At 35.7% G+C, this 19,894-nt stretch carries 15 protein-coding genes, 1 tRNA gene and 2 pseudogenes; 4 read left to right on the forward strand and 14 right to left on the reverse strand.

The window, feature by feature from the left end; genetic code table 11:
- The first annotated feature begins 315 nt into the window (after nucleotides 1–315).
- Nucleotides 316–2,031 (forward strand): murein L,D-transpeptidase, encoded by a 1,716-nt coding sequence (locus HW279_RS08460; RefSeq protein ID WP_178958648.1) that lies wholly within the window; start codon nucleotides 316–318, stop codon nucleotides 2,029–2,031.
- A 45-nt stretch (nucleotides 2,032–2,076) separates the two neighbouring features.
- Here the strand turns inward: HW279_RS08460 and dapA are convergent, their stop codons facing one another.
- Both dapA and HW279_RS08470 read right to left on the reverse strand, forming a co-directional pair.
- Nucleotides 2,077–2,949, reverse strand: a complete 873-nt coding sequence (gene dapA, locus HW279_RS08465; protein ID WP_178958649.1) for a 4-hydroxy-tetrahydrodipicolinate synthase — start codon at nucleotides 2,947–2,949, stop codon at nucleotides 2,077–2,079.
- An 8-nt stretch (nucleotides 2,950–2,957) separates the two neighbouring features.
- Complete coding sequence (locus HW279_RS08470) at nucleotides 2,958–3,476, reverse strand: DUF6913 domain-containing protein (protein ID WP_410493744.1); 519 nt, start codon at nucleotides 3,474–3,476, stop codon at nucleotides 2,958–2,960.
- Nucleotides 3,477–3,540: 64 nt separating this feature from the next.
- Here HW279_RS08470 and HW279_RS08475 point away from each other — a divergent pair, with 64 nt between their 5' ends.
- The 3 genes from HW279_RS08475 to HW279_RS08485 all read left to right on the forward strand — a co-directional run bounded on the left by HW279_RS08475 (nucleotide 3,541) and on the right by HW279_RS08485 (nucleotide 5,409).
- Nucleotides 3,541–4,326 carry a 5'-nucleotidase C-terminal domain-containing protein gene (locus tag HW279_RS08475; protein ID WP_009419908.1) on the forward strand — a complete coding sequence of 262 codons (786 nt, stop codon included), beginning with the start codon at nucleotides 3,541–3,543 and terminating at the stop codon, nucleotides 4,324–4,326.
- A 7-nt stretch (nucleotides 4,327–4,333) separates the two neighbouring features.
- Complete coding sequence (locus tag HW279_RS08480; RefSeq protein ID WP_178958651.1) at nucleotides 4,334–5,242, forward strand: bifunctional metallophosphatase/5'-nucleotidase; 909 nt, start codon at nucleotides 4,334–4,336, stop codon at nucleotides 5,240–5,242.
- Between the two features lie 87 nt (nucleotides 5,243–5,329).
- Nucleotides 5,330–5,409, forward strand: a tRNA-Leu gene (locus HW279_RS08485).
- Between the two features lie 74 nt (nucleotides 5,410–5,483).
- Here the strand turns inward: HW279_RS08485 and HW279_RS11290 are convergent.
- The 12 genes and pseudogenes from HW279_RS11290 to HW279_RS08540 all read right to left on the reverse strand — a co-directional run.
- Nucleotides 5,484–5,822 (reverse strand): annotated as a pseudogene (locus HW279_RS11290) (flotillin family protein); the annotation flags it as partial.
- Between the two features lie 314 nt (nucleotides 5,823–6,136).
- Entirely contained in the window at nucleotides 6,137–8,146 is a 2,010-nt protein-coding gene (locus HW279_RS08490) for a pentapeptide repeat-containing protein (RefSeq protein WP_178958652.1), read from the reverse strand.
- Nucleotides 8,147–8,159: 13 nt separating this feature from the next.
- Nucleotides 8,160–8,918 (reverse strand): hypothetical protein, encoded by a 759-nt coding sequence (locus HW279_RS08495; RefSeq protein ID WP_178958653.1) that lies wholly within the window; start codon nucleotides 8,916–8,918, stop codon nucleotides 8,160–8,162.
- A complete protein-coding gene (locus HW279_RS08500; protein WP_178958654.1) occupies nucleotides 8,915–11,302 on the reverse strand; it encodes a YfhO family protein in 2,388 nt (795 codons plus the stop codon). The genes HW279_RS08495 and HW279_RS08500 overlap by 4 nt, the downstream gene beginning before the upstream one ends.
- Nucleotides 11,303–11,336: 34 nt before the next feature.
- On the reverse strand, nucleotides 11,337–11,645 hold the full coding sequence (locus tag HW279_RS08505; protein ID WP_178958655.1) for a DUF4834 family protein: 309 nt from the start codon (nucleotides 11,643–11,645) through the stop codon (nucleotides 11,337–11,339).
- A gap of 484 nt (nucleotides 11,646–12,129) precedes the next feature.
- Entirely contained in the window at nucleotides 12,130–14,073 is a 1,944-nt protein-coding gene (locus HW279_RS08510; RefSeq protein WP_015782839.1) for a TonB-dependent receptor plug domain-containing protein, read from the reverse strand.
- Between the two features lie 75 nt (nucleotides 14,074–14,148).
- Nucleotides 14,149–14,781: an HmuY family protein gene (locus HW279_RS08515; protein WP_178958656.1), complete on the reverse strand. Its 633-nt coding sequence runs from the start codon at nucleotides 14,779–14,781 to the stop codon at nucleotides 14,149–14,151.
- An 8-nt stretch (nucleotides 14,782–14,789) separates the two neighbouring features.
- The gene (locus tag HW279_RS08520) at nucleotides 14,790–15,989 is read right to left on the reverse strand and encodes an HmuY family protein (RefSeq protein WP_178958657.1); all 1,200 of its coding nucleotides are present in this window, start codon (nucleotides 15,987–15,989) and stop codon (nucleotides 14,790–14,792) included.
- A gap of 122 nt (nucleotides 15,990–16,111) precedes the next feature.
- Nucleotides 16,112–16,693: pseudogene (locus HW279_RS08525) on the reverse strand (5-formyltetrahydrofolate cyclo-ligase); the annotation flags it as partial.
- Nucleotides 16,694–16,699: 6 nt separating this feature from the next.
- The gene (locus HW279_RS08530) at nucleotides 16,700–17,560 is read right to left on the reverse strand and encodes a glycoside hydrolase family 25 protein (protein ID WP_178958658.1); all 861 of its coding nucleotides are present in this window, start codon (nucleotides 17,558–17,560) and stop codon (nucleotides 16,700–16,702) included.
- Nucleotides 17,561–18,133: 573 nt separating this feature from the next.
- Nucleotides 18,134–18,715: a hypothetical protein gene (locus HW279_RS08535; RefSeq protein ID WP_178958659.1), complete on the reverse strand. Its 582-nt coding sequence runs from the start codon at nucleotides 18,713–18,715 to the stop codon at nucleotides 18,134–18,136.
- A complete protein-coding gene (locus tag HW279_RS08540) occupies nucleotides 18,699–19,799 on the reverse strand; it encodes a methylmalonyl-CoA mutase family protein (RefSeq protein WP_178958660.1) in 1,101 nt (366 codons plus the stop codon). The genes HW279_RS08535 and HW279_RS08540 overlap by 17 nt, the downstream gene beginning before the upstream one ends.
- Nucleotides 19,800–19,894 lie beyond the last annotated feature (95 nt).

The following is a 19,894-nucleotide window of genomic DNA, read 5'->3' on the forward strand; positions in this document are numbered from 1 at the left end:
ACCTCGTTTTTAACATTTTTTGCGTTGTTGTATTGTATTATTAATCAATCACTTATATACCCTTTCTATACCAATCGTCCAAGATTCGTATAAGCTTCCTATAAGCTTCCTATAAGCTAAGTATACCCTCCTAAGAGCCTTTTCTCTTCAAAATTACTCTCAGTGTGCTTCTGATATTTTTCGTTTCCTTCCGAAAGCTCCACCTCCCTCCGACCAATCAAATAACTATTTTAATCTCTCCCCATCATTTCCTAATTTCCAAATTTGCTAATTCCCTAATTATCCTTATCTTTGCACCCAAAATATGTTTTTAATATGATTCATATTGATTTAAAGATAAAAATTGCAGTTTTAATAGCTATTTTTATCACCTTACAAAGCTGTAGAAAAACTACTCCCACTACTTCTCACCCCAATTCTTCATTAAATGAGGCTGGTAAAGAGGTTTATACTGAGGCTCTTACTATTGCAGTAGATACCTCTGTAACTTCATTCGAAAATCTTACAGTTCTTGATGCTACTTATAAAAAAGGAATACAGTCCGAAACCCATAGTTATTATACAGAAAATGGAGGAAAAACTCGTTGGCTCTTCGAAGATATCCCTTCTCACATCTTTTCGCAATATATAGAAGCTTTAAAATGTATTGAAGAAGATGGTCTAAACCCCGAAACTTATAGGCGTTCTGCTTTGAAAAAAGTGGTAGATAGTGCCTATAAATATAAACTCCCTAATGATTATAAGGCTTATTTAGATAAACAAATTACCGCCTCTTTTTTGCTTTTTGCCAAGCACCTTACCTCTGGTCGCTTTTCTAAAAGAGCCTATGGAAAACATACGTGGATAAAACCAAAATATAAATATCGGAATATTGATATGCTCTTACATTTGGGAGATAACGATGATTTAGAAGCAAAATTAGCAAGTCTTTATCCCAAAGGAGAACAGTATAGACGAATGAAATATAAGTATATACAACTCAAAAATCAGCCTCTTGACACTATCCGTATCATTAAATTTTCAGACCCTAAAAACTTTGTTTACGGATATACCGATCCTGAGGTTGAGAGCTTGCGCAATGCCTTAGCTAAAAAAGGCTTTGGGTCAGTTCCCAAAATCGACCCTCAGGAAGTAGATAGTACCCTTATATGGGCATTGAAAAGATTTCAGCGCAGTAATGGGCTTATTCCCGATGGTTCCTTAGGTATCCAAACACTCAATCGTCTGAATATGAATAAAGCACGCCAGCGCGATTTACTTAGGCTCAATATGGAGCGTATGCGTGTTTTCAATAATGATTTAGGTGATGATTATATAATTGTGAATATCCCTGATTATAAACTTTTTTTATATCATAAAGACTCGTTAATATATCAAACCAAAGTAGTGGTGGGGCGAGCTCAAAGCTCAACTCCCATTTTCACCGATTCTATCCGTTCAATAGAATTTCGCCCTACGTGGTCTGTGCCTCAGAGTATTATTAGAAAAGAAATGATTCCTCAAATGCTATTGCAAGAAGACCCCGAAAGATACAAAAATAGAGGTTATACTATGTATGAAAATGGCAAGGTGATAGACCCCTTAGAAGTAGATTGGACGAATCCATTAGTGCATAAACGTGCTTTTTATTTTGTAGAAGCTCCCTCCGAGCGCAACTCATTGGGCTTAGTGAAGTTCCTGCTCAATAATAATATGAGTATATATTTGCACGATACACCATCGAAGTATTTGTTCGAACGTGAGCAACGTGCACTTAGTCACGGCTGTGTACGCGTGCAAAATCCTTCGCAATTAGCCTATTATCTACTGAAGAATGAAGGTGATGGAAAGTCTTGGACAGAAGAGAAGGTCAAAGACTTTATGAACAATAATAAGCGCAATCAGTATCGTGTAAAACTCAATACAAAATATATGATTAATATTCTGTACTACACCATATCGGTAGATAAGAAAGGCGAAGCAACTATAAAGAATGATATCTACGATCTTGATAACGAACAGTTGAAAGATATAAAGCGGTTTGAAAGCTAACTTTCAAACCGCTTTTTTTATTTGTCACTTATTTTATAATGCCCTTTATTTTAAAGCTTTTCTTATTTCTTCTTTTAAACTATCCGAAGCCTCTACCAAAGGCAAACGCACATAGGGCTCACATAAGCCTTGAGCAGCCAAAATAGCTTTAATTCCTGTGGGGTTCCCTTCTTTAAAGGCTAAAGCCATCATAGGTAACAATTCGTATTGCAAAGCATTGGCTTTAGAAGTATTACCATTTAACCCTAACCGTACCATCTCAGAAAATTCTTTAGGGAAAGCAATCCCAATCACCGAAATTGCTCCACTACCACCCATATATACTGAAGGAAGGGTTGTAGTATCATCTCCTGATAAGAAAGTGAAATGTTTAGGCATATCTTTTAAGATATTCATATCTAACACTAAATTGCCAGAAGCTTCTTTTACAGCTATAATATTCTTAAAGTCATTAGCCAATCGTAATATGGTTTCAGCGGTCATACATACCCCTGTGCGCCCAGGTACATTATATAAAATAATAGGTAAAGGACTCTCTTTGGCTATCGCTGCAAAGTGTGCATATAAACCATTTTGCGAAGGTTTATTGTAATAAGGCGTTACAGATAGAATCGCATCAAAAGAGGTTAAATCCGTACTCTTGATTTCCTCAATAACACTTTGGGTATTATTGCCCCCAATACCTAATACTAAGGGTAAATGCTTTTTATTAGCCTTGATAATAGTCTCTCGTACAAGAGCCTTTTCTTCCTTACTGAGAGTAGGAGCTTCGCTGGTAGTTCCCAAAACTACAATGAAATCTACTCCACCATCAGTTACATATTCTACTATACGGGTAAGAGCCTTAGTATCCACCCGCTTCTCAGCTGTGAAGGGTGTGATAAGAGCCACACCAGTTCCTCTTAGTTGTTTTGTCATAATTTTTTTTATTTGCGAATAATGGTTTCTAATATTTTTTTTAATTCATTAGCAAAAACCTTTTCATCAGCAGGAGAACAAGCTATCACAATATCGTTGTACTGTAGTCCTATTCCTTCAAAACCAGCTCTTAATTTAGCTTTGATAGACGAAGACAATAGTAACAATGGCAATTTAGGCTCACTAAAATAATTAATGAGCAAGTCATACTCTTGTTCAGCTAATCTATCGGCGTGGTAATTCCTAATCTTTCCTTGCCAATTAATTTCCTTATCAATCAGAAAAGGAGTTCCATTAGCGTGAGTTTCTTCTGATTCACGCTTATATCCTAAGACAATATAGTTCTCAGGGCGAATGGAATAGTATTTTATAAGCTCCAATAAGGGGTCTACATTCTTCACTACATCCATATCCACAATACAACCAACTTTTGCTAAGTTGTTGTCTAACATTTTGTTATAACTTTCTAAGGCTTTAAAATTCTTCCGAATTTTATTTTTTATGTTATAATTTTTTACGATGTCCAAAATATATTGTAATTTTGCGTGTGATTGCAAAGGTAAAAATAATTTTTAAAATAGAAATATATTTATGAAAAAGTTTGATGTAATGAAGCATTATTTTTTTGTATTGCTTGTAACAATAGGATTTTTAGCCTCTTGCTCTTCGTCTAAAACGCAGCTTACAAGAGTAAAAGCTATAAACATTCCTATTACCGATACTATTTCACAAAAAGCTGAAATAGAAAACTTTATCACACCATATCGCGAACACATATCCTCTGAGATGTCTACCGTCTTAGCTCAAAACCCAGCCGATTTGGTGAAAGATAGAAAAGAAAAAGCATTAAATACCGCTATTGGTAATTTTATGGCTGATGCTACCTTCGAAATTGTAAATCCTCTTTACAAAAAACGTACAGGTAAGGATATCGACTTTGTAATGCTCAATTGGGGAGGTATTCGTTCCGATTTGCCCAAAGGTGATGTTACAGTAGGTTCAGTTTATGATATAATGCCTTTTGAGAATAAAGTAGTAGTACTTACAATGTCAGGAGAGAAAGTACAAGAGCTTCTTAACTATTTGATTAAAGAGCGAAAACCTCACCCTCTGTCAAAGCAAATAGATTTGCAAATCACCAAAGATGGTAAGGTGGTTCACTTCAATATCAATGGGAAACCTTTCGATTCTAAAGCTACTTATATAGTTGCTACTTCCGATTATTTAATGAATGGGGGAGATGCGATGTACTTCTTCGAAAATTCTTTAAAAGTAGATGAAACAGATTATAAACTTCGCAATGTACTGATTGACTATTTCAAAAAAATAGATGTATTAGACGCTAAAAAAGATAACCGATTTGAATATAAACTATAATACGATTATGAAAAGACGTACTTTTATTAAAAACATAGGAGCTTCATCTTTGCTAATGGGGGTAGGAGGTCTATCGCTATCAATGAAGCCAAGCAATGCAAAACAAATTACTATTTTGCATACGAACGACGTACACAGTCACATCGACCCTTTCCCTATTACTGACCCTCATAACCCTAATAAAGGAGGAATAGCACGTAGGGCATATCTCATCGACCAAGTACGTAAAGAAAATCCTCATACCTTGCTTTTCGATGCAGGAGATATTTTTCAAGGCACTCCTTATTTTAATTTCTATGGAGGTGAGTTAGAGTTTAAGCTAATGTCAATGCTTAAATACGACGCTGCTACCTTAGGGAATCACGATTTTGACAATGGGGTAGAGGGGCTTTTTGCACAGCTTCCTCACGCCAAGTTTGATTTTATCATTTCTAATTACGATGTAAGTAAAACGCTCCTCAATGGGTATACAAAACCCTATAAAATTTATATGGTAGATGGTATTAAAATAGGAGTTTTTGGTCTGGGCGTTGAATTGGAAGGTTTGGTAAATAAAAAACAATACGGCGAAACAGTTTATCTGAACCCTATAGAGATAGCACAAGATATGGAACGCAAACTTCATAATGAAGAACATTGTGACTTAATTCTCTGTCTGTCTCACTTAGGATATGATTACAAAAATAGCCCTAAGGTCTCCGATTTAAAAGTAGCTGCTCAAACCTCTTATATTGATTTAATTATAGGAGGTCATACACATACTTTTTTACCTCATCCTACTTTGGTTACAAATAAAAGAGGAAAAACTACTTTGGTAAATCAAGTAGGTTGTTATGGTATTAATTTGGGAAGAATAGACTTCTTTTTTGAGGAAGGTAGCCTTGTTAAAAACAAAGCAGTGACTATTGAAGTATAGGTTGTTATAAATTATTTTGTAAAAAAGTACTCGTTTTTTTTGTATATTTAAAAAACTTATGTACTTTTGCAACCGAATTAAAAAGGAGCCTGAGTGGCGGAATTGGTAGACGCGCACGACTCAAACTCGTGTTCTTCGGAGTGAGGGTTCGATTCCCTCCTCAGGTACAATAAAAGGAGCTACATTATTGTAGCTCCTTTTTGTTTTTTAATATAAAGTAGTTTTGAGAACTATTTATTTTTTAGGTTTTACTTCGGTTCTCACTTCTTCTGTTAGGTACCTCTTTTGTCTTTTTACCTTCCTTAGCGAGGTAAGTAGGGAGGTTAAGCCTGTCATATTGAAGAGGTCGTTAAGAGAGGGGTACAGTCTTCATCATTCCTTATACAAAATTGGCAGTAGAGATCTTGCCGTCTTCGCCTTTGCGAGAATTCCATACCGTAATTTAGTCAATTCTGATGTTCTTAACAGCTTTCACTTCTATTATTTTAACCAATTCAAGCAACTTCTCGGTGAGGAGTAATTGGAACGTTTTGGTAGGGGCACTACCGGTAGCCTCCATCACATCTTTGTAACCTTCCGCATAGGCATAATCCTAAATCACAAACCATACAAAGACACCGTCACCGTAGATATATTTGGCAGAAGAACCACCGGTTTTACCGTAGATTAAGAGGATCTTATCAGACGGACAATGTTTGTAGCGCGCCACCAGCGATGAGATAGTAACGAAGAGCAGAACCACTAAAATGACGATGAGACCAATAGGTGAAGTAAATGTTCCCTTTATTTATAAATTAGTAATTGATGATTAGCAATTGAAAATTAACCCCGAACTTTCTAAGGAAACAAGCTACAAAAGCGTTGTATATTACAAGCACAAAAATAGTAAATAAGTTAGGATTTACCAAATTTTCTGAAAGCTTGTATTGTTTGATAGATACCATAGGCAACAAAAATACGACCAATAAAAAGAAATACATATTGCCAGTTAGTAGGTTTTTCGCCAAATAACTCTATATATCTCCAATCGGTTATGTTGAGTATATCAACCAAACCTCTTAAAAAGTTTCCTACTCCTTCTGATGTTAAAGAAAGTTCTAAACTACATGAAATAGGTAGTAAAATAAGAAAATAAGTAATTAGTGCTACAAATATAGTAAAATTAACACCAGCGACCCAATTTCCTCCAAATTCATTTGAGTTCTTATTAAACCATAATAGAAGTCTTTCTCTTCTAATAAATAAGACTATTAAAAATATAGCTATAAAAGGTGAAAGATAGAGTATAATATATTCATAATCATTCCTTAACAGTGAACTTACCTTTTCTATAAATATACAAATATAATCACTACTTGTATTCTTTTTAGGCACAACATTATATATTGGCACAAATAATAAAAGCATTGACGCAAAAAGTACAATAAGAGAAATATAATTATTTTGCTTAATAGTATTCTTAATATCCTTCTTTTTTGGATAAAGTAGTAATGCAACATAAAGAAATGCTTCTAAAAAAAGAATCCAAAAGTATGTATGAGACTGACAATAAACAAATAGTAGATATATTATAAAGTTACTTACAATAATTGGGACATCATATTTCCTACCGTATTTTTCCCTTATACTTGATAATTTAGCAATAGGATAGAAGATTATTTTTTCAATAGGTATAATTTTATTTATAGGCTTTTTATCCTCTGTGCGTTTCTCTTCCAAGTAAATACTCATTTCTTTTTCATAAAACCTAAGTTCTTCAACTATATTGTTTTGTTTATAAAAATTATTCTTAATAATGCGATAAGTCTCACGAAGTTGTTTATAAACAGAAGGAGTTGCTTCTTTTTTATGCTTAGCAAAATCATCTATGTACTTTGTAGACTTAGAAATGCTTTCATCTTGTATGTATATATTCCAAAAATTGAGATTACAATTAAAGTTAGCACGTGAAATATCCAAACCTTTTTCAAATTTAGCACTTTCAAAGTTGATATAGCTATTTTTATCTACTTTATTGTAAATAAATTGCGTTTCTCCTTTAAAAGTAGTGTTTGAAAAAATAGCTCTGTCTAAAAAATCAGTAGTATGAAACTGTTGGTCATCTTCAAATTTTACTAAATAGAAATCTGCTAACCCTTTAAATGATGTATTAAAGAAATCTACATTATTATTAAATACTGTCTCGTGAAATCTTACATTTTTTTGAAAATCTGTGTTGTTAAATGTAACAGCATCAAACACAACTCTTGAAAAATCAATCTCTTTTTTTTGCTTCTCTTCTATATTATCTTTTTGACTATTTTTAAATTTCACATTAGAAAAATTAATCTTTCCCTTTAGAATAGCTTCTTTAAAATAGACATTTTCTTCAAATATTGTATCTGAAAAACTTATATTTGACCTTACATTAATATTCTCACAAAAAACATCTCCATAAAAATGACTCTGCCAAAAATTATTATCAACACCTTCAAATCTTGATTCAGAAAAAACTGCTGTTGAGTAAAAAAATGTTCCCCAAAAATTAGTATTATTTTTGAAAATACAATTAATAAAACCAATACTTTTTTTTAAGATACTTTTCCCAAAAATTACTCCTTCTCTAAAAGTACAATTAATAAAACTCACATCATCTTCAAAAGAATAAAACTTAAAAGCCACCTCTTTATTAAAAGTTATACTATTGAATATTATATGAGAATTCCAATTACCTCCATTATTATATGACAAATAATCATCTACAATAATTTTGTGGTTTTTAGAATTAAAATGACTGATAATCTTAGATATTACATCTATTGGATCAATAGGAAGGTTTGAAAAATTTCCTATCAAAATCTCTGTTTTATTTGTATTAGGGTCATATTTTTGTTTCTTTATATATTGTTTAAGCTCCTCTTTCATAATTCCATAGGTTTTATCGTTGCTTTTTCAATTCTTTAGCACGTTGTTTTAAGTCTTTTTCAGTAAAGTAGTAAACAGTAACTTTATTGCTAAAATATTCCTCTCTTAGGTAGTAATAGGTATTAGTTTTAAGGTCTTTTACAAGGTAATGAGTACTATGGTTATCAGGGAAGCCTTTGAGGATTTCATAAGTAGTGAGATGGAATAGTTTGCGTACGAATTTACCAATGCGCTCATCTTTAGGAATATCACTTTTCAGTTGGAAAGAAGGATTAGGCGATTTACCTCGTTTATCATAAATTTTGATAAAGCGCAGTAAAGTGGCTACGTCATTTAGTTTCTGTTTGTCGGTAGCAAAATTACCAGTACTTTTAATGAGGTAGTATTCATCGTTGGAGATTTTGTGGAGATAATAACTACCGAGATTAAGATTGAGCTCTATAGGAATACTATCACATTCCACTCCTCGTTTTTCCATTCTTTCTACCTGAATAGATAAATACTTGCCTACCGTTTGATAAGTCCCTATGGTAGGAGAAGAGCAGGTATTACCACATTCGGCTACTAACCAAGAGGAGAAAGTACCATCTGAATTGAAGAGAATACGGTCGCCAAAAGTATATTTACTCTCAGGCGTTTTTAGGAAATAGACATCGGTCACGTCAGGGAACTCCCCTAAAAAATTATCAATGCGCCATTCTTTGCCTATAAAATCTTGAGCGTGAATAACACTGATTAGCAGTAGTCCAATAGTAGTAAAAAGTGTTTTCATTTTTTAAATTGTACAAAAATACCTCCCGCAAGCCATAAAAGCAATAAAATACACCCTACAAGACTTAATCTACTACCTGTTTTTACTACTTCGGGTTCAAAAGCAAAGCGTATCTCGTGTTTTCCTGCGGGTACAGACATTCCTCGTAAAGTGTAATCTACACGATAGATAGGCGCCTCTTTGCCATCGATAGTCGCTTTCCATCCGTGAGGGTAGTACATCTCCGAGAAAACCGCAAAGCCCTCGTGAGAATTGTTACTTTCATAAGTTAATTCATCAGGGCGCATATGTTTTAGTGCAATCGTAGCCGTGCTATCCACAGTGTATTGTGGTGGAAGGTTTGTTTTCAAATCTTTGAGCGTTGCTAAAGCCTCTTCGGAAGGGTGAAACTCTTTTAAAGCTTTCATCACCTCATCATCACTGTTTTTTAAGCTAAGTTGCTTTACAAACCACGCATTACCTAAGGCATCTTCGTTGTGCATTGGTTGTATTTCTCCTTCTTGGTTGCGCAAAAGTATATATTTCACATTCAGCATATTGAGCACTTCCATATTTCCTTTGGCTATTTGGTAATCGAAGAGCTCCTGCAAGCGCTTGGGTTTCGCTGCGTGGTAGCCTCCAATCGAATGGTGAAAAAACGAAGTACGTGCACCATTGATACCCACTTGAGGTTCGTATACGCGATAATAGCTCTTGTCTTGAAGAATCGCCATATCAGCAGGAGTTGCCTCAAAAGGATTTTCTATTAGGTATTTATCTACAAAATTATCTTTGTTTACATAGCGTTTGGCTACTCCTCCCAAATCAAAGAAAAGCAATGCTAAGAGTGCTATTTGCATTCCCCTAAGAGGAATTTTGTTGTACTGATAAAGTACCAAAGCCAAAGCCGTGAGCAGTATAAGTACGGTGCTTCTTAGCAAATCAGCAGTGTAAATACTTTTGCGGTCTTCCACTATCATTTGCACAATCTCTCTGTTGCCGTAATACACATCGTTTGCGCTTTGGAAATCAAAGAATCCTTTTCCTAAGAAAAGCAATAACATTACCCCCAAACAAATATAAAGACTGTAAAGTAAGTATTTTTTGCGCTCCTCTTCAGGTGTTTTTAAGAACTGTTGTAACCCTACTATCGCCAATATAGGCACGCAGAGTTCTAAAATTACTTGTATAGATGATACCGCTCTAAATTTATTGTATAACGGAAAGTAGTCTATCATAAAATCAGTAAGCAGTCCGAAGTTCTTGCCCCACGAAAGTACGAGTGCCATTACTGAGCCCGTTAAAAGCCACCATTTAATTCTTCCTTTTACTACAAAAAGTGCTAAGACAAATAGGAAGAACACCACAGCTCCTATATAGGCAGGAGCAGCCACAATAGGCTGGTCGCCCCAGTAAGTGGGTAAACGTTGTGTTTCTTGTAATGCCTGCATAGGGGGTACCCCCAGTTGTACCAAATACTGATACGTCTTAGAGTTTTCTCCTAAGTTTTCGTGGTTAGAACCTCCAAAAAGACGAGGCACGATAAGGTTTAGTGATTCACTGATGCCATAACTGTATTCGGTGATATATTCTTTTGGTAGACCGCTGTTCTGCTCTTTCGGAGTCCCATCAGGAGCAATAGTAAGTGTCGATTTACTACGGGTGCTCCAATCGGCGTATTCGCGAGTCGTGAGCAGTAAAGTAGCATTTGCCAGTACACTCACCACTAAAGCCCCAAGTAGTACCGCCATAGCTTTTGCAAAATCTTTGAGTTGTTTCTCTTTGATAGCTTTATAAAGGAAGCCTACGCCTAAGAGCAACACCAATAAAAGCAGGTAATACGTCATTTGGAAGTGATTAGCGCAGATTTCTAACGCCAGTGCTACTGCTGTGAGTAATCCTCCCCAAAGGTATTTCCGCTGAAATACCAATAAGATACCCGCTAATAAAGGAGCAAAATAAGCAATGGCGTGCGCTTTGGCATTATGCCCTGCCCCTAAAATAATAATCAAGTAAGTAGAAAGACCAAAGGCAATAGCCCCCAAGAAAGCATTCTTGTAATCCACTTTTAACACCAAAAGTAGGACGTAAAAGCCTATAAAGTACAAGAAGAGATAATCGGCAGGACGAGGTAAAAAGCGCAACGTTCTGTCTAGCTGCTTTACAAAATCATTAGGATATTGTGCCCCTAACTGATAGGTAGGCATACCACCAAAAGCGCTGTTTGTCCAATATGTCTCTTTGTTTTCTGTTTGACGGTAATCATTCCGCTCCTTCGCCATACCGGTATACTGAACAATATCGCTTTGGAAGATACCTTTTCCCTGTAATACAGGATAAAAGAAAGCAAGTGCTATTACAGCAAATAGCGCTATTACTACAACGTGAGGGACTATTTTTTTCATTTGGTTATTTTTTACCTTTTATCTCTTACTTAAATCAAACTTCCTCATAATCTATGTATTCACCCACTTGCTTAGTAGCTTCAGGGTTTTTAGAATGAGAATTCTTATTTATAATAGTTTGTTTGCCTTCCTTCTCTTCTGAGCGATTTCGCCCATAAGCATTTTGTTGGTACTGATTTTGGGTACGCTCGAATTCTTTTTGCATTCTTTCACTTACCTTGTTTATGAAAAAACGCATCATATAAGGAGCTAATATTCTCAGGAGGATTCTCAGTCCCCAAAACACTAATATGATAATAAGGATAGTCTGTATAAATGCTGAAAAAGAAGCTTCTGACATCATTTTATTTTTAGTTTTGGTGCAAAGGTATAAAATAATTATGAACTAACAAATTTGTAAAATTTACTAATCTACTCCACTTTTACCTTATTTTTGTCTTTACCTTTGCATTGCTAAGCTCCCTCTCCTTAGGAGAGTTTCTCAACAACTACCGAGTAAGTGCGTGTTAAGAGGATTTTATCTTTCTCTTACTTTCGCCTCGTAACCCTGTTTTTAACATTTTTGGCATTGTTGTATTATAGTATGAATCAACTACTTATATACCCTTTCTATACCAATCGTCCAAGATTCGTATAAGCTTCCTATAAGCTTCCTATAAGCTAACCATACCCAATTTACCTCTTATCTTATACTCTTCACCTAATTTTCTCCTTTCGAATCCTTCTGATATATTTCGAAAAAAAGATGGAGTTATTTTTGATGAAAAAACAAAGCACAATGAAAATTTATATAAATTCTTACCTCTAACCTAACTTATTTTTGAAAATCAATAGGTCCACTTCAATCCTACCAGATAAGTTCTCCCCGGAGAAATACTGGAATAGAAACTCGTGGTTTTAGTTACATAATCGAAAAGATTGTCAATACCTGCTGTGAAGGTGAGGTGGTAGGGAAGTTTAGAGAATAGTTGCAAATGCCATATACTATAAGGTTCATAATAGGTATAGAGCTCATTGTTATTACTATCGGTATCGTGAATGCGGGTAGCACTTACGTATTTGCCACTCAACACAACGTTAGGAATATAGAGGGCATCACGCTTAGGAATGTATTCAGCTTTTACAGTAAAGGTATGTGGGCGGTTTTCACCTGTGCTATTGCTAATGTAGTAGTACGCATACGAACCTTTAAAGCGGAAAGCTTTTGTAGGGTGATAAGTCGCCGATATCTCAGAGCTTACAATCTCAGTATTGCCATTAAAATTTACATAACGAATAGTATCGCTGGCAGCCGTCCAGCGGAAGGCTATTTTATCTCTTACCGACGAGAGTTGCGTCATCGCAGTAATATTCACCTTCTTGCTGTCGAAATCTACTGAAAGGTTAAGGTTATTACTGGTTTCGGGTTTAAGGTCTTTGTTACCCATTATTTGGAAGCCACCCCCCCAAGGGTGAAACCAATTAGTGTAGAGTTCTTTCAAGGTAGGCGACCGGAAACCTGTGGAAAAACCTCCTCTAAAAGTAAACTGCTCTACCTTAAACATCCCTGACAAGCGATAGGTAAAGTGTTCTTTAAAAAGTGAATGATAATCTATACGTGCCCCAGTTACCAAGGTGAAGGCAGAAGAAAGTGTCCATTCTTGTTGGGTGAAAGCGGTGTAGTTTTGTGCGTTTTCTTTGGCTTCAGTACCCGTATTATCAAAACGAAAACTGAGTAGTTCATCTGAAAATATTTCTGCTCCTGCTACTAACGAATGTTTTTCCCATAGCGATTGGTTGTATTGCATTCCTGCACGCCATATGGTGTTTTCATAGTTCTTTTCTTTTTCTTTTAATAACGGAAAGTAGTTAAACTTGTCGTAACGGTCAAAAGCTCCTGATAGACTTAATTTTTTGCTCTCAGTGAGTGCAATGTTAGATTTAGCCGATAAAGTGTAGTTATAGTATCTATCACGTAGTTTCCTTGAAGATTCTGTCCCTTGATTGCGTTCGCTGAAGTAGTAGTTAGGCGTAAGGGCAAGGTCTATTTTAGGTGATAAGTTGAAAGTAAGTTTAGGGGTAACCCCATAAGTAGTAAACCCCGCAATATTGAGTTCTCCTTTTTCAGAGGTAACAGCTGTACCATTCTTATAAACTGTTAATGGTTCGCTGTCTTCCAAAACATAAGGTTCGCGGAAATTGTAAAAAGATGTCAGGCGGATACTACCCCATTTCTGCTTGCTCCCCACGCCTACATTCGCTTTATGACTTTTGATGCTCTCGTACTGATAACTCGCGTTACCTTCAAAAGGTTTCTTAGCATTTTTGGTAATAATATTAATTACCCCTCCTAGCGCATTCGAGCCATAAAGAGAAGAAGAAGCCCCTTTGATGATTTCAATACGTTCAATATTATCCAAGTCAATGCGATTATAGTCAATATTGTCAAAAGTTTCTCCTGCCATACGCTCTCCGTCCATTAAAAAGAGCACATATTTACCTCCAAATCCCATCATATTAATATTGGGCATACCTCCATCGTAAGTAAAGTTGATACCTGCAAATTCCGTTTCTAAAAACGATTGAAAGTCGGTAGCTTGCGATTTGCGAATATCTTCGGCGGTAACTACTTGCACAGTGATAGGTACGTTTTTTAAGTTCTTTTGAGCGCGTGTAGCTGTTACAATTATTTCATTGAGTTTTATAGGTTCATCTTCCTTTTTGTCGTTTTGAGCAAGAGTAGATAGCGAGTAGAATAATGAAATAAAAGCAGTGATAAAAATCTTTCGCATATTGATAATTTAATTTATAAGAAAGAGGCTGCTCGCTTATAGCTGAACAACCTCTTGAAGCTATTTTAAATATTATTAAAAATTACTATCCTCACTTAACTGATATTGAAAAGTAAGGTATACAGCTTTTGCTTTGTCATTATAACAATCGGTTAGTTGGAATTTTACAAATTTACCATTGGCTCTTTTGAGAATATATACCCATTTAGTAGGGCGGTATACGCTAGGGTATTTATCAGCCCCCATATTTTCAGGAGCAATGTGTATAATTCCTTCGGTAACTCCAAAACCTCCTGTCATAGGTTTAGAAAGAGAGCAGGTAACTGTTTGTGTATTTGGATACCCTAATAATACTTGCGTAACATTATCAGCATAGTATCCTTCTACAGGAGCTTTACTGATAGAAAAGAAATCCTGACTATGAGTATTTAAAGCTGCAGCTTGTCCACTTCCTGATTCGCCTCCATTAAGTTTTACCAAAAAACTATTAAAAGCTATATCCCAGTCTAAACTAGTAGTGGTAGGGGTAGCTGTAGTAGCTGTAGCTACCCCTGTTTCAAAAGAAAATGTAACCCATTTATTATTTACATCTAAGTTAGTTACTTTTTTTACATTAGGAGGTAATTGAGGTGAGTTATCATTGTCCTTACTGCAAGAAGCAAAAGTAAGGGCTATAGCCAAAACTGATAGTAATAATCTAACTTTCATAATCTTTATTATTTACTTTGAGTGTCACTCAACTGATATTTAAGTTTAGGGTAATTAGGTGCTTTTTTGCTGTTTACTTCCTTATAAAAATCAGTTACTTGCACTTTAGCGTATTTACCATCAGCTGTTTTGATAATGTATACCCATTCATTAGGAGCGTAAACATCTCCCCATTTGTTTATATTGCTAGGACTGATGTTTATAGTACCTGTAGTAGAGCCAAAACCTCCTGTAAGTACTGGTGAAACGTTTACTTTAGTAGAGCTGTTTCTACCAGTAAAAGTTACTTCTTTGTCTTTTTCAAAACCTACCACTACAGTTTCTTTTACAGCATCAAAATCTTTTGATTCTGTTTTAAGAGCTTCTCCTTTTCCTTTACCATTCACACCACCATTGAGCTTTACATAATAACCTTTGAAAGCTATATCCCAATTAGTGTCATTTTCAGGGGTAGTGGTGCTTACTACAGCTCCTGTTGCCAATGAAAAGTATTGCCAATCGGCAGTAGCATCTAATTGTACTTCTGCAACTGCTTTGGTAAAAGTAAGGCTTACTTTTTCTATAGGAGCTTGTGAGGTAAGAGTATCATATTTAAAAGTAAGATAACCTGATTCACCCTTGGCGTTAGTATACTCAGTAATTTGCAATTTTACATACTGCCCTTTTACTGTTTTTACTACATATACATATTTGGTAAGTGTAATATGAGGAGTATTGCTTCCTGGTGTAGGAGGATTATAGTTATAGAAACCTTTAGGGTCAGGGCTTTGTACTGTACCTGTAATGGCAGGATTAACTGAGATAGTTGTAGTAGTAGGAGTTGTTTGTCCTGGTTGTGGACGCCCATAAGAAGTTACTAATATGTCTTTCTCATATCCTATGCCAGGGTATTGAGTAACAGTAGCAAAATCTTTACTTCCTGTATTTGCTACTTCCACGCCTCCAATACCTGAAGTACCACCATTAGTTTTTACGTTATAACGATTGAAAGCGATATCCCAATTATCACTTGTGCGAGGATTGGTTACCTCTACTTGTTTCCCTTCTGAAAAAGAAAAATACACCCACTCTGTTTGTGAAGAAACATTTAATTCTTTAACTTCTTTAGCAGTAGAAGGTATAGGGGTCGGATTGTCGTCTTTACTACAAGAAGTAGTAAGCACCGTCATTCCTGCGATAAGCGCAGGAGCTAAAAATTTTAATCTCATAATATTGTTTGTATTTTGATTTGACGGCGCAAAGATACTACTTATTTAGAATTATACAAAACAATATGGTATTTTATTTTGAAAAATTCAATATAAGCAAACTTTTCTTCAATAAAAACTTATCAATATTCTCTTTTTGTGAGTGTGTAATTTGCGGAAGGAGTGATAGTATAATCTAAAAAAACATCAGTAGCATTTCTCAAAGCATAAAAGTTATTTTCAGGAGGGAAGTAGGAGAGTCCTATTTTGAGTGTATCCCCTCTGCATTCACTCAAAAAACGGTCGTAATAGCCACCACCATAGCCTATCCGATTGCCATATTTATCATAGGAAAGAAGAGGAACGAATACTACATCTATGGTTTTGGGAGTTATAATAACACCTTGTTTAGGTTCGGGAATACCCCAAGCGTTATTAATGAGCTGAGTATCTTTGGTGAGAAGAATAGAGGACAGCGTGCGAGTATTGTTATCCATTTTAGGGACTACTATTTGCTTATTCTTATCGCGTAGTATGTTCAATATATAATTTGTGTTTATTTCGGCTAATCGTTCTATGGGGAGGAATATATGGTAAGTGTGATACTCCCATAAAGAATTAGGAAAAAGAAGTAACCTTTCAGCTATTTGTTGGCTGAGGAGGTCTCGCTCCTCAGCTGATAGGGCATTGCGTTTTTGCTTATAGAGTGTCCTGAGTTCTTTTTTGTCATACTACAATAAGAGTTTGTTCAGTTCGCTACTATCACCATTGAAAATATTAAAATCTATTTTGACTTTTGCTCCCGCAGTAATACCATTTTCAGTGAATTGCCATAACTGCCAAGAAAAAACAGAGGTAGGGACTGACACATTATTATAATTGGCTATCCATAATGGGTATTGCTTGAATGTGGGATACAAATAATCTTCGTAAAAACTGATGTAAGTATAGATAATGGGTTTGCGTTTGTAGTGTTTTTCAACAATATCTAACCACGTTTGTACATCTTTAATAAACTGTTCTTTGGATTTCTTTTTAGGTAATTGTTCTATATCTAAAATAGGTAAGAAATCTCCTTTTTCCAACCGAGCATTCTTCAGATAGGAGTTTGCTTGTAGCTTAGGGTCTTCTTCTGGGCGATAGTAATGGTAAGCTCCTCTGATAAGTTGGTGTTTTTTAGCTTCTGAAAAAAAGTGTGCAAAGTTTTTATCGGTTCCATCGTTCCCCATTGTTGCTCTAAAAATGGCAAATTGAATAGGGTATTTTGCAATTTTATTTCGGATGTAAAGGCTATCCCATTCTATTTCTTCGCGTTCTTGATAGTGCGAAAGGTCGATACCGAAGACTTTATCGTAGTAGAGGCTTACGATATGTTCAATACGATTGCTTTCGTAGGTAGAGTTTATTTTACGGGCTGTAATTTTGTTTAGTATTTTTTGGTAAATGGCAGGATAATAGGTTCTGATATAGAAAACGCTACCTACTCCCAACAACAAAATGCATAGGAGGCTTATAGTAAAAAAGTTCCCAAATAGAGATTTCTTTTTTGCAGATATACGAGACTTACTTCTTTGTAGCTTTTTCTTTTTCATTTTGCAAATATACATTAAAAATCTGAATTACGTATAAATCTTTAAAAATATTAATTAGCGAATTAGCCGATTAGCAGATGTGAAAATTAGCAAATGATGGGGAGAGATTAAAATAGTTATTTGATTGGTCGGAGGGAGATGGCGTTTTCGGAAGAAAACAAAAAATATCAGAAGCGTAATGAGAGTAATTTTTAAGAAAAAAGGCTATTAGGTGAGTGTGCTTAGCTTATAGAAAGCCTTGTTTAATGATTAATGATTAATGGTTAATGGTTAATGGTTAATGGTTAATGGTTAATGGTTAATGGTTAATGGTTAATGGTTAATTAGGTGGGGGCTTATACAGAACTTATAGGAAGCTTATAAGATAAACGAATAATGAGTGGGTCTACAGTGGGTCTACAGTGGGTCTACAGTGGCTCTACAGTGGGTCTACAACGAACGAAAGACGAAGGAAAGACGAAGAATGAACGAACAAAAGACGAAGAATGAACGAAGAAATAGTGCTCTCAAAGTGAAGGTAAAGTGAAGCTAAAGAAATGCTGTTTTGAGCGTTTTGCCTAATAAAAGTGAGGCTTAGGGGAAGAATGGGTCGATAGTTTTGGTAACTAAACTATTTTCTATTAGGAATTGGTTTTCAGGTGAAGCCAATTCTTTGTTTTTGATATCACATATCAAATCGTCGGATTGGGCGATGAGGGCGTATAGATAATCGGTGATAGAATGAACTAAGCAGGTGATAGGCAGTTGGGCAAGAGCGCGCAAGCTACGGAGCATTGCAATGATTTCAAAACCATTGTGAGCACTATCCACTAAAATACGCAGTTTGTCGTTAGGAGTAAGAATGTGGATAAAAGTTTCTCTAATGGTGTTTTCTAAAAGAAGAGATGCAGGGATATAGAGGTATTGAGCTTCTTTTACCGATAAGGCTTGGGGCAAAGTATCAATAGCAGTTATTACCAATGATTTGCAAGATGCTTTGCTTTGTGTAAAATTCTTGATGTTCTGATAGAGTATTTCAGTGGGTTCGCTACGCGAAATGCTTTCTTCTTCCATAGCCACGATGCGCAAAGAGGGCATTCCTTCTAAATACCCCATTGCGCGATACCCGCGTTCATAAGGCGGCAAACCAGCCATAGTTTCATTGTTTTTGCTCATACATTTCTTGTTTTACTCTTTTTTCAAAGGGTTCCCAGAGGCGTTTGGGTGTTAATGAGTCGGCGGTGTGATTTTTGGTAAAAGGATAGAAATCCCATTCTTTACGTGGATAAACTTCAACGGTACTATTTTCAGGAAAGAAAGTAGTACACTGTGTATTAAAAAACTGTTGTTCTTGCGATGCCTTAGCCTTTATTTGTTTTTGCAGGCTGTGGCTTTTTAGCATAACCGACAAACCTCCTTGTTTATGAACTTGCTGGTATAGTACAAGAGCTTTCTTGTACATTTCGTAGCTGATAGCCTCAATTGCATACATTCCGTTGAGCCGTGTTGCGTTGCGTGTAGCAGTGAGTTGCTGAATGGTGGCTACATTTGCTTTTTCGGTATTTACGCTGTTCTTCTTAAAGAAAAGGGAATTTTTAGGCAATAAATAATCAGCACCTCCTAATACAGCAGCCTCGTAAGCTAACTGTACATAGTTTTGGTTATGTGACGATTTCAGAAGAGATAAGCCTCTATGAGATACTTCGGCTATTAAATGAAAGGGTAGGGTAGGGTAGAGCTCGCTAAATAAGCGACGAAAAGCACGCAGTTTAGCAATCTCTAACAGAAAGCTACCTCCAACAGCTATTTTTACAAAAGCAGTGGTTACTTTTGAAGTAGTCAGTATTTCCTGCATTTGGGCTACTCCGAAAGCGATTTGTTGCACCATTGAAGCTCCTGTGTTTTGGTAGGTTGAGGTATCTACAGTGAGGGCATTGGTGAACAAGTAGTCTAAATCAGTAGGTAACCATTGTTGTACTTCGTCTTGAATAAGCTCAGTGTGCAGGTTGAGCAAAAAAAAGTGAACTGATTGGCTTTGCCAAAAAGCAATGCGTTTGAGGGTCTGTTCTTTATCTGATACAAAAAGAGGAACAGCTACTTGTGTTTGGATATCAACTGCATAAGGGCTTTTTACGTTTTCGGAAGTGTAAAAAGGTAAGATAGGAACGTCCTCTGCTGAAGTGTATATAAGCGACTCGTAGTCTCTTCCTTTCAGCAGGTATTGCAGTTGTTGTTTCCATTGTTTAGCAGTGTTCTCCATTCTTTGCTTTTTAGTGAAAGAAGTCTCCGTTACGGGAGAGAAATTGAATAAAAATTCTTTAAAAATTAAAACAAAATTATGTTTTTGTAATTATG

Origin of the sequence: Capnocytophaga sp. oral taxon 903 (assembly GCF_013394785.1) — a bacterium.
Lineage (GTDB): Bacteria > Bacteroidota > Bacteroidia > Flavobacteriales > Flavobacteriaceae > Capnocytophaga > Capnocytophaga ochracea.

What these genes read in the sequence shown, in the direction of transcription:
- HW279_RS08460 (WP_178958648.1), top strand. Translation starts at nt 316, where the DNA reads ATGATTCATATTGATTTAAAGATAAAAATTGCAGTTTTAATAGCTATT.
- dapA (WP_178958649.1), bottom strand. Translation starts at nt 2,949, where the DNA reads ATGACAAAACAACTAAGAGGAACTGGTGTGGCTCTTATCACACCCTTC.
- HW279_RS08475 (WP_009419908.1), top strand. Translation starts at nt 3,541, where the DNA reads ATGAAAAAGTTTGATGTAATGAAGCATTATTTTTTTGTATTGCTTGTA.
- HW279_RS08480 (WP_178958651.1), top strand. Translation starts at nt 4,334, where the DNA reads ATGAAAAGACGTACTTTTATTAAAAACATAGGAGCTTCATCTTTGCTA.
- HW279_RS08490 (WP_178958652.1), bottom strand. Translation starts at nt 8,146, where the DNA reads ATGAAAGAGGAGCTTAAACAATATATAAAGAAACAAAAATATGACCCT.
- HW279_RS08495 (WP_178958653.1), bottom strand. Translation starts at nt 8,918, where the DNA reads ATGAAAACACTTTTTACTACTATTGGACTACTGCTAATCAGTGTTATT.
- HW279_RS08500 (WP_178958654.1), bottom strand. Translation starts at nt 11,302, where the DNA reads ATGAAAAAAATAGTCCCTCACGTTGTAGTAATAGCGCTATTTGCTGTA.
- HW279_RS08505 (WP_178958655.1), bottom strand. Translation starts at nt 11,645, where the DNA reads ATGATGTCAGAAGCTTCTTTTTCAGCATTTATACAGACTATCCTTATT.
- HW279_RS08510 (WP_015782839.1), bottom strand. Translation starts at nt 14,073, where the DNA reads ATGCGAAAGATTTTTATCACTGCTTTTATTTCATTATTCTACTCGCTA.
- HW279_RS08515 (WP_178958656.1), bottom strand. Translation starts at nt 14,781, where the DNA reads ATGAAAGTTAGATTATTACTATCAGTTTTGGCTATAGCCCTTACTTTT.
- HW279_RS08520 (WP_178958657.1), bottom strand. Translation starts at nt 15,989, where the DNA reads ATGAGATTAAAATTTTTAGCTCCTGCGCTTATCGCAGGAATGACGGTG.
- HW279_RS08530 (WP_178958658.1), bottom strand. Translation starts at nt 17,560, where the DNA reads ATGAAAAAGAAAAAGCTACAAAGAAGTAAGTCTCGTATATCTGCAAAA.
- HW279_RS08535 (WP_178958659.1), bottom strand. Translation starts at nt 18,715, where the DNA reads ATGAGCAAAAACAATGAAACTATGGCTGGTTTGCCGCCTTATGAACGC.
- HW279_RS08540 (WP_178958660.1), bottom strand. Translation starts at nt 19,799, where the DNA reads ATGGAGAACACTGCTAAACAATGGAAACAACAACTGCAATACCTGCTG.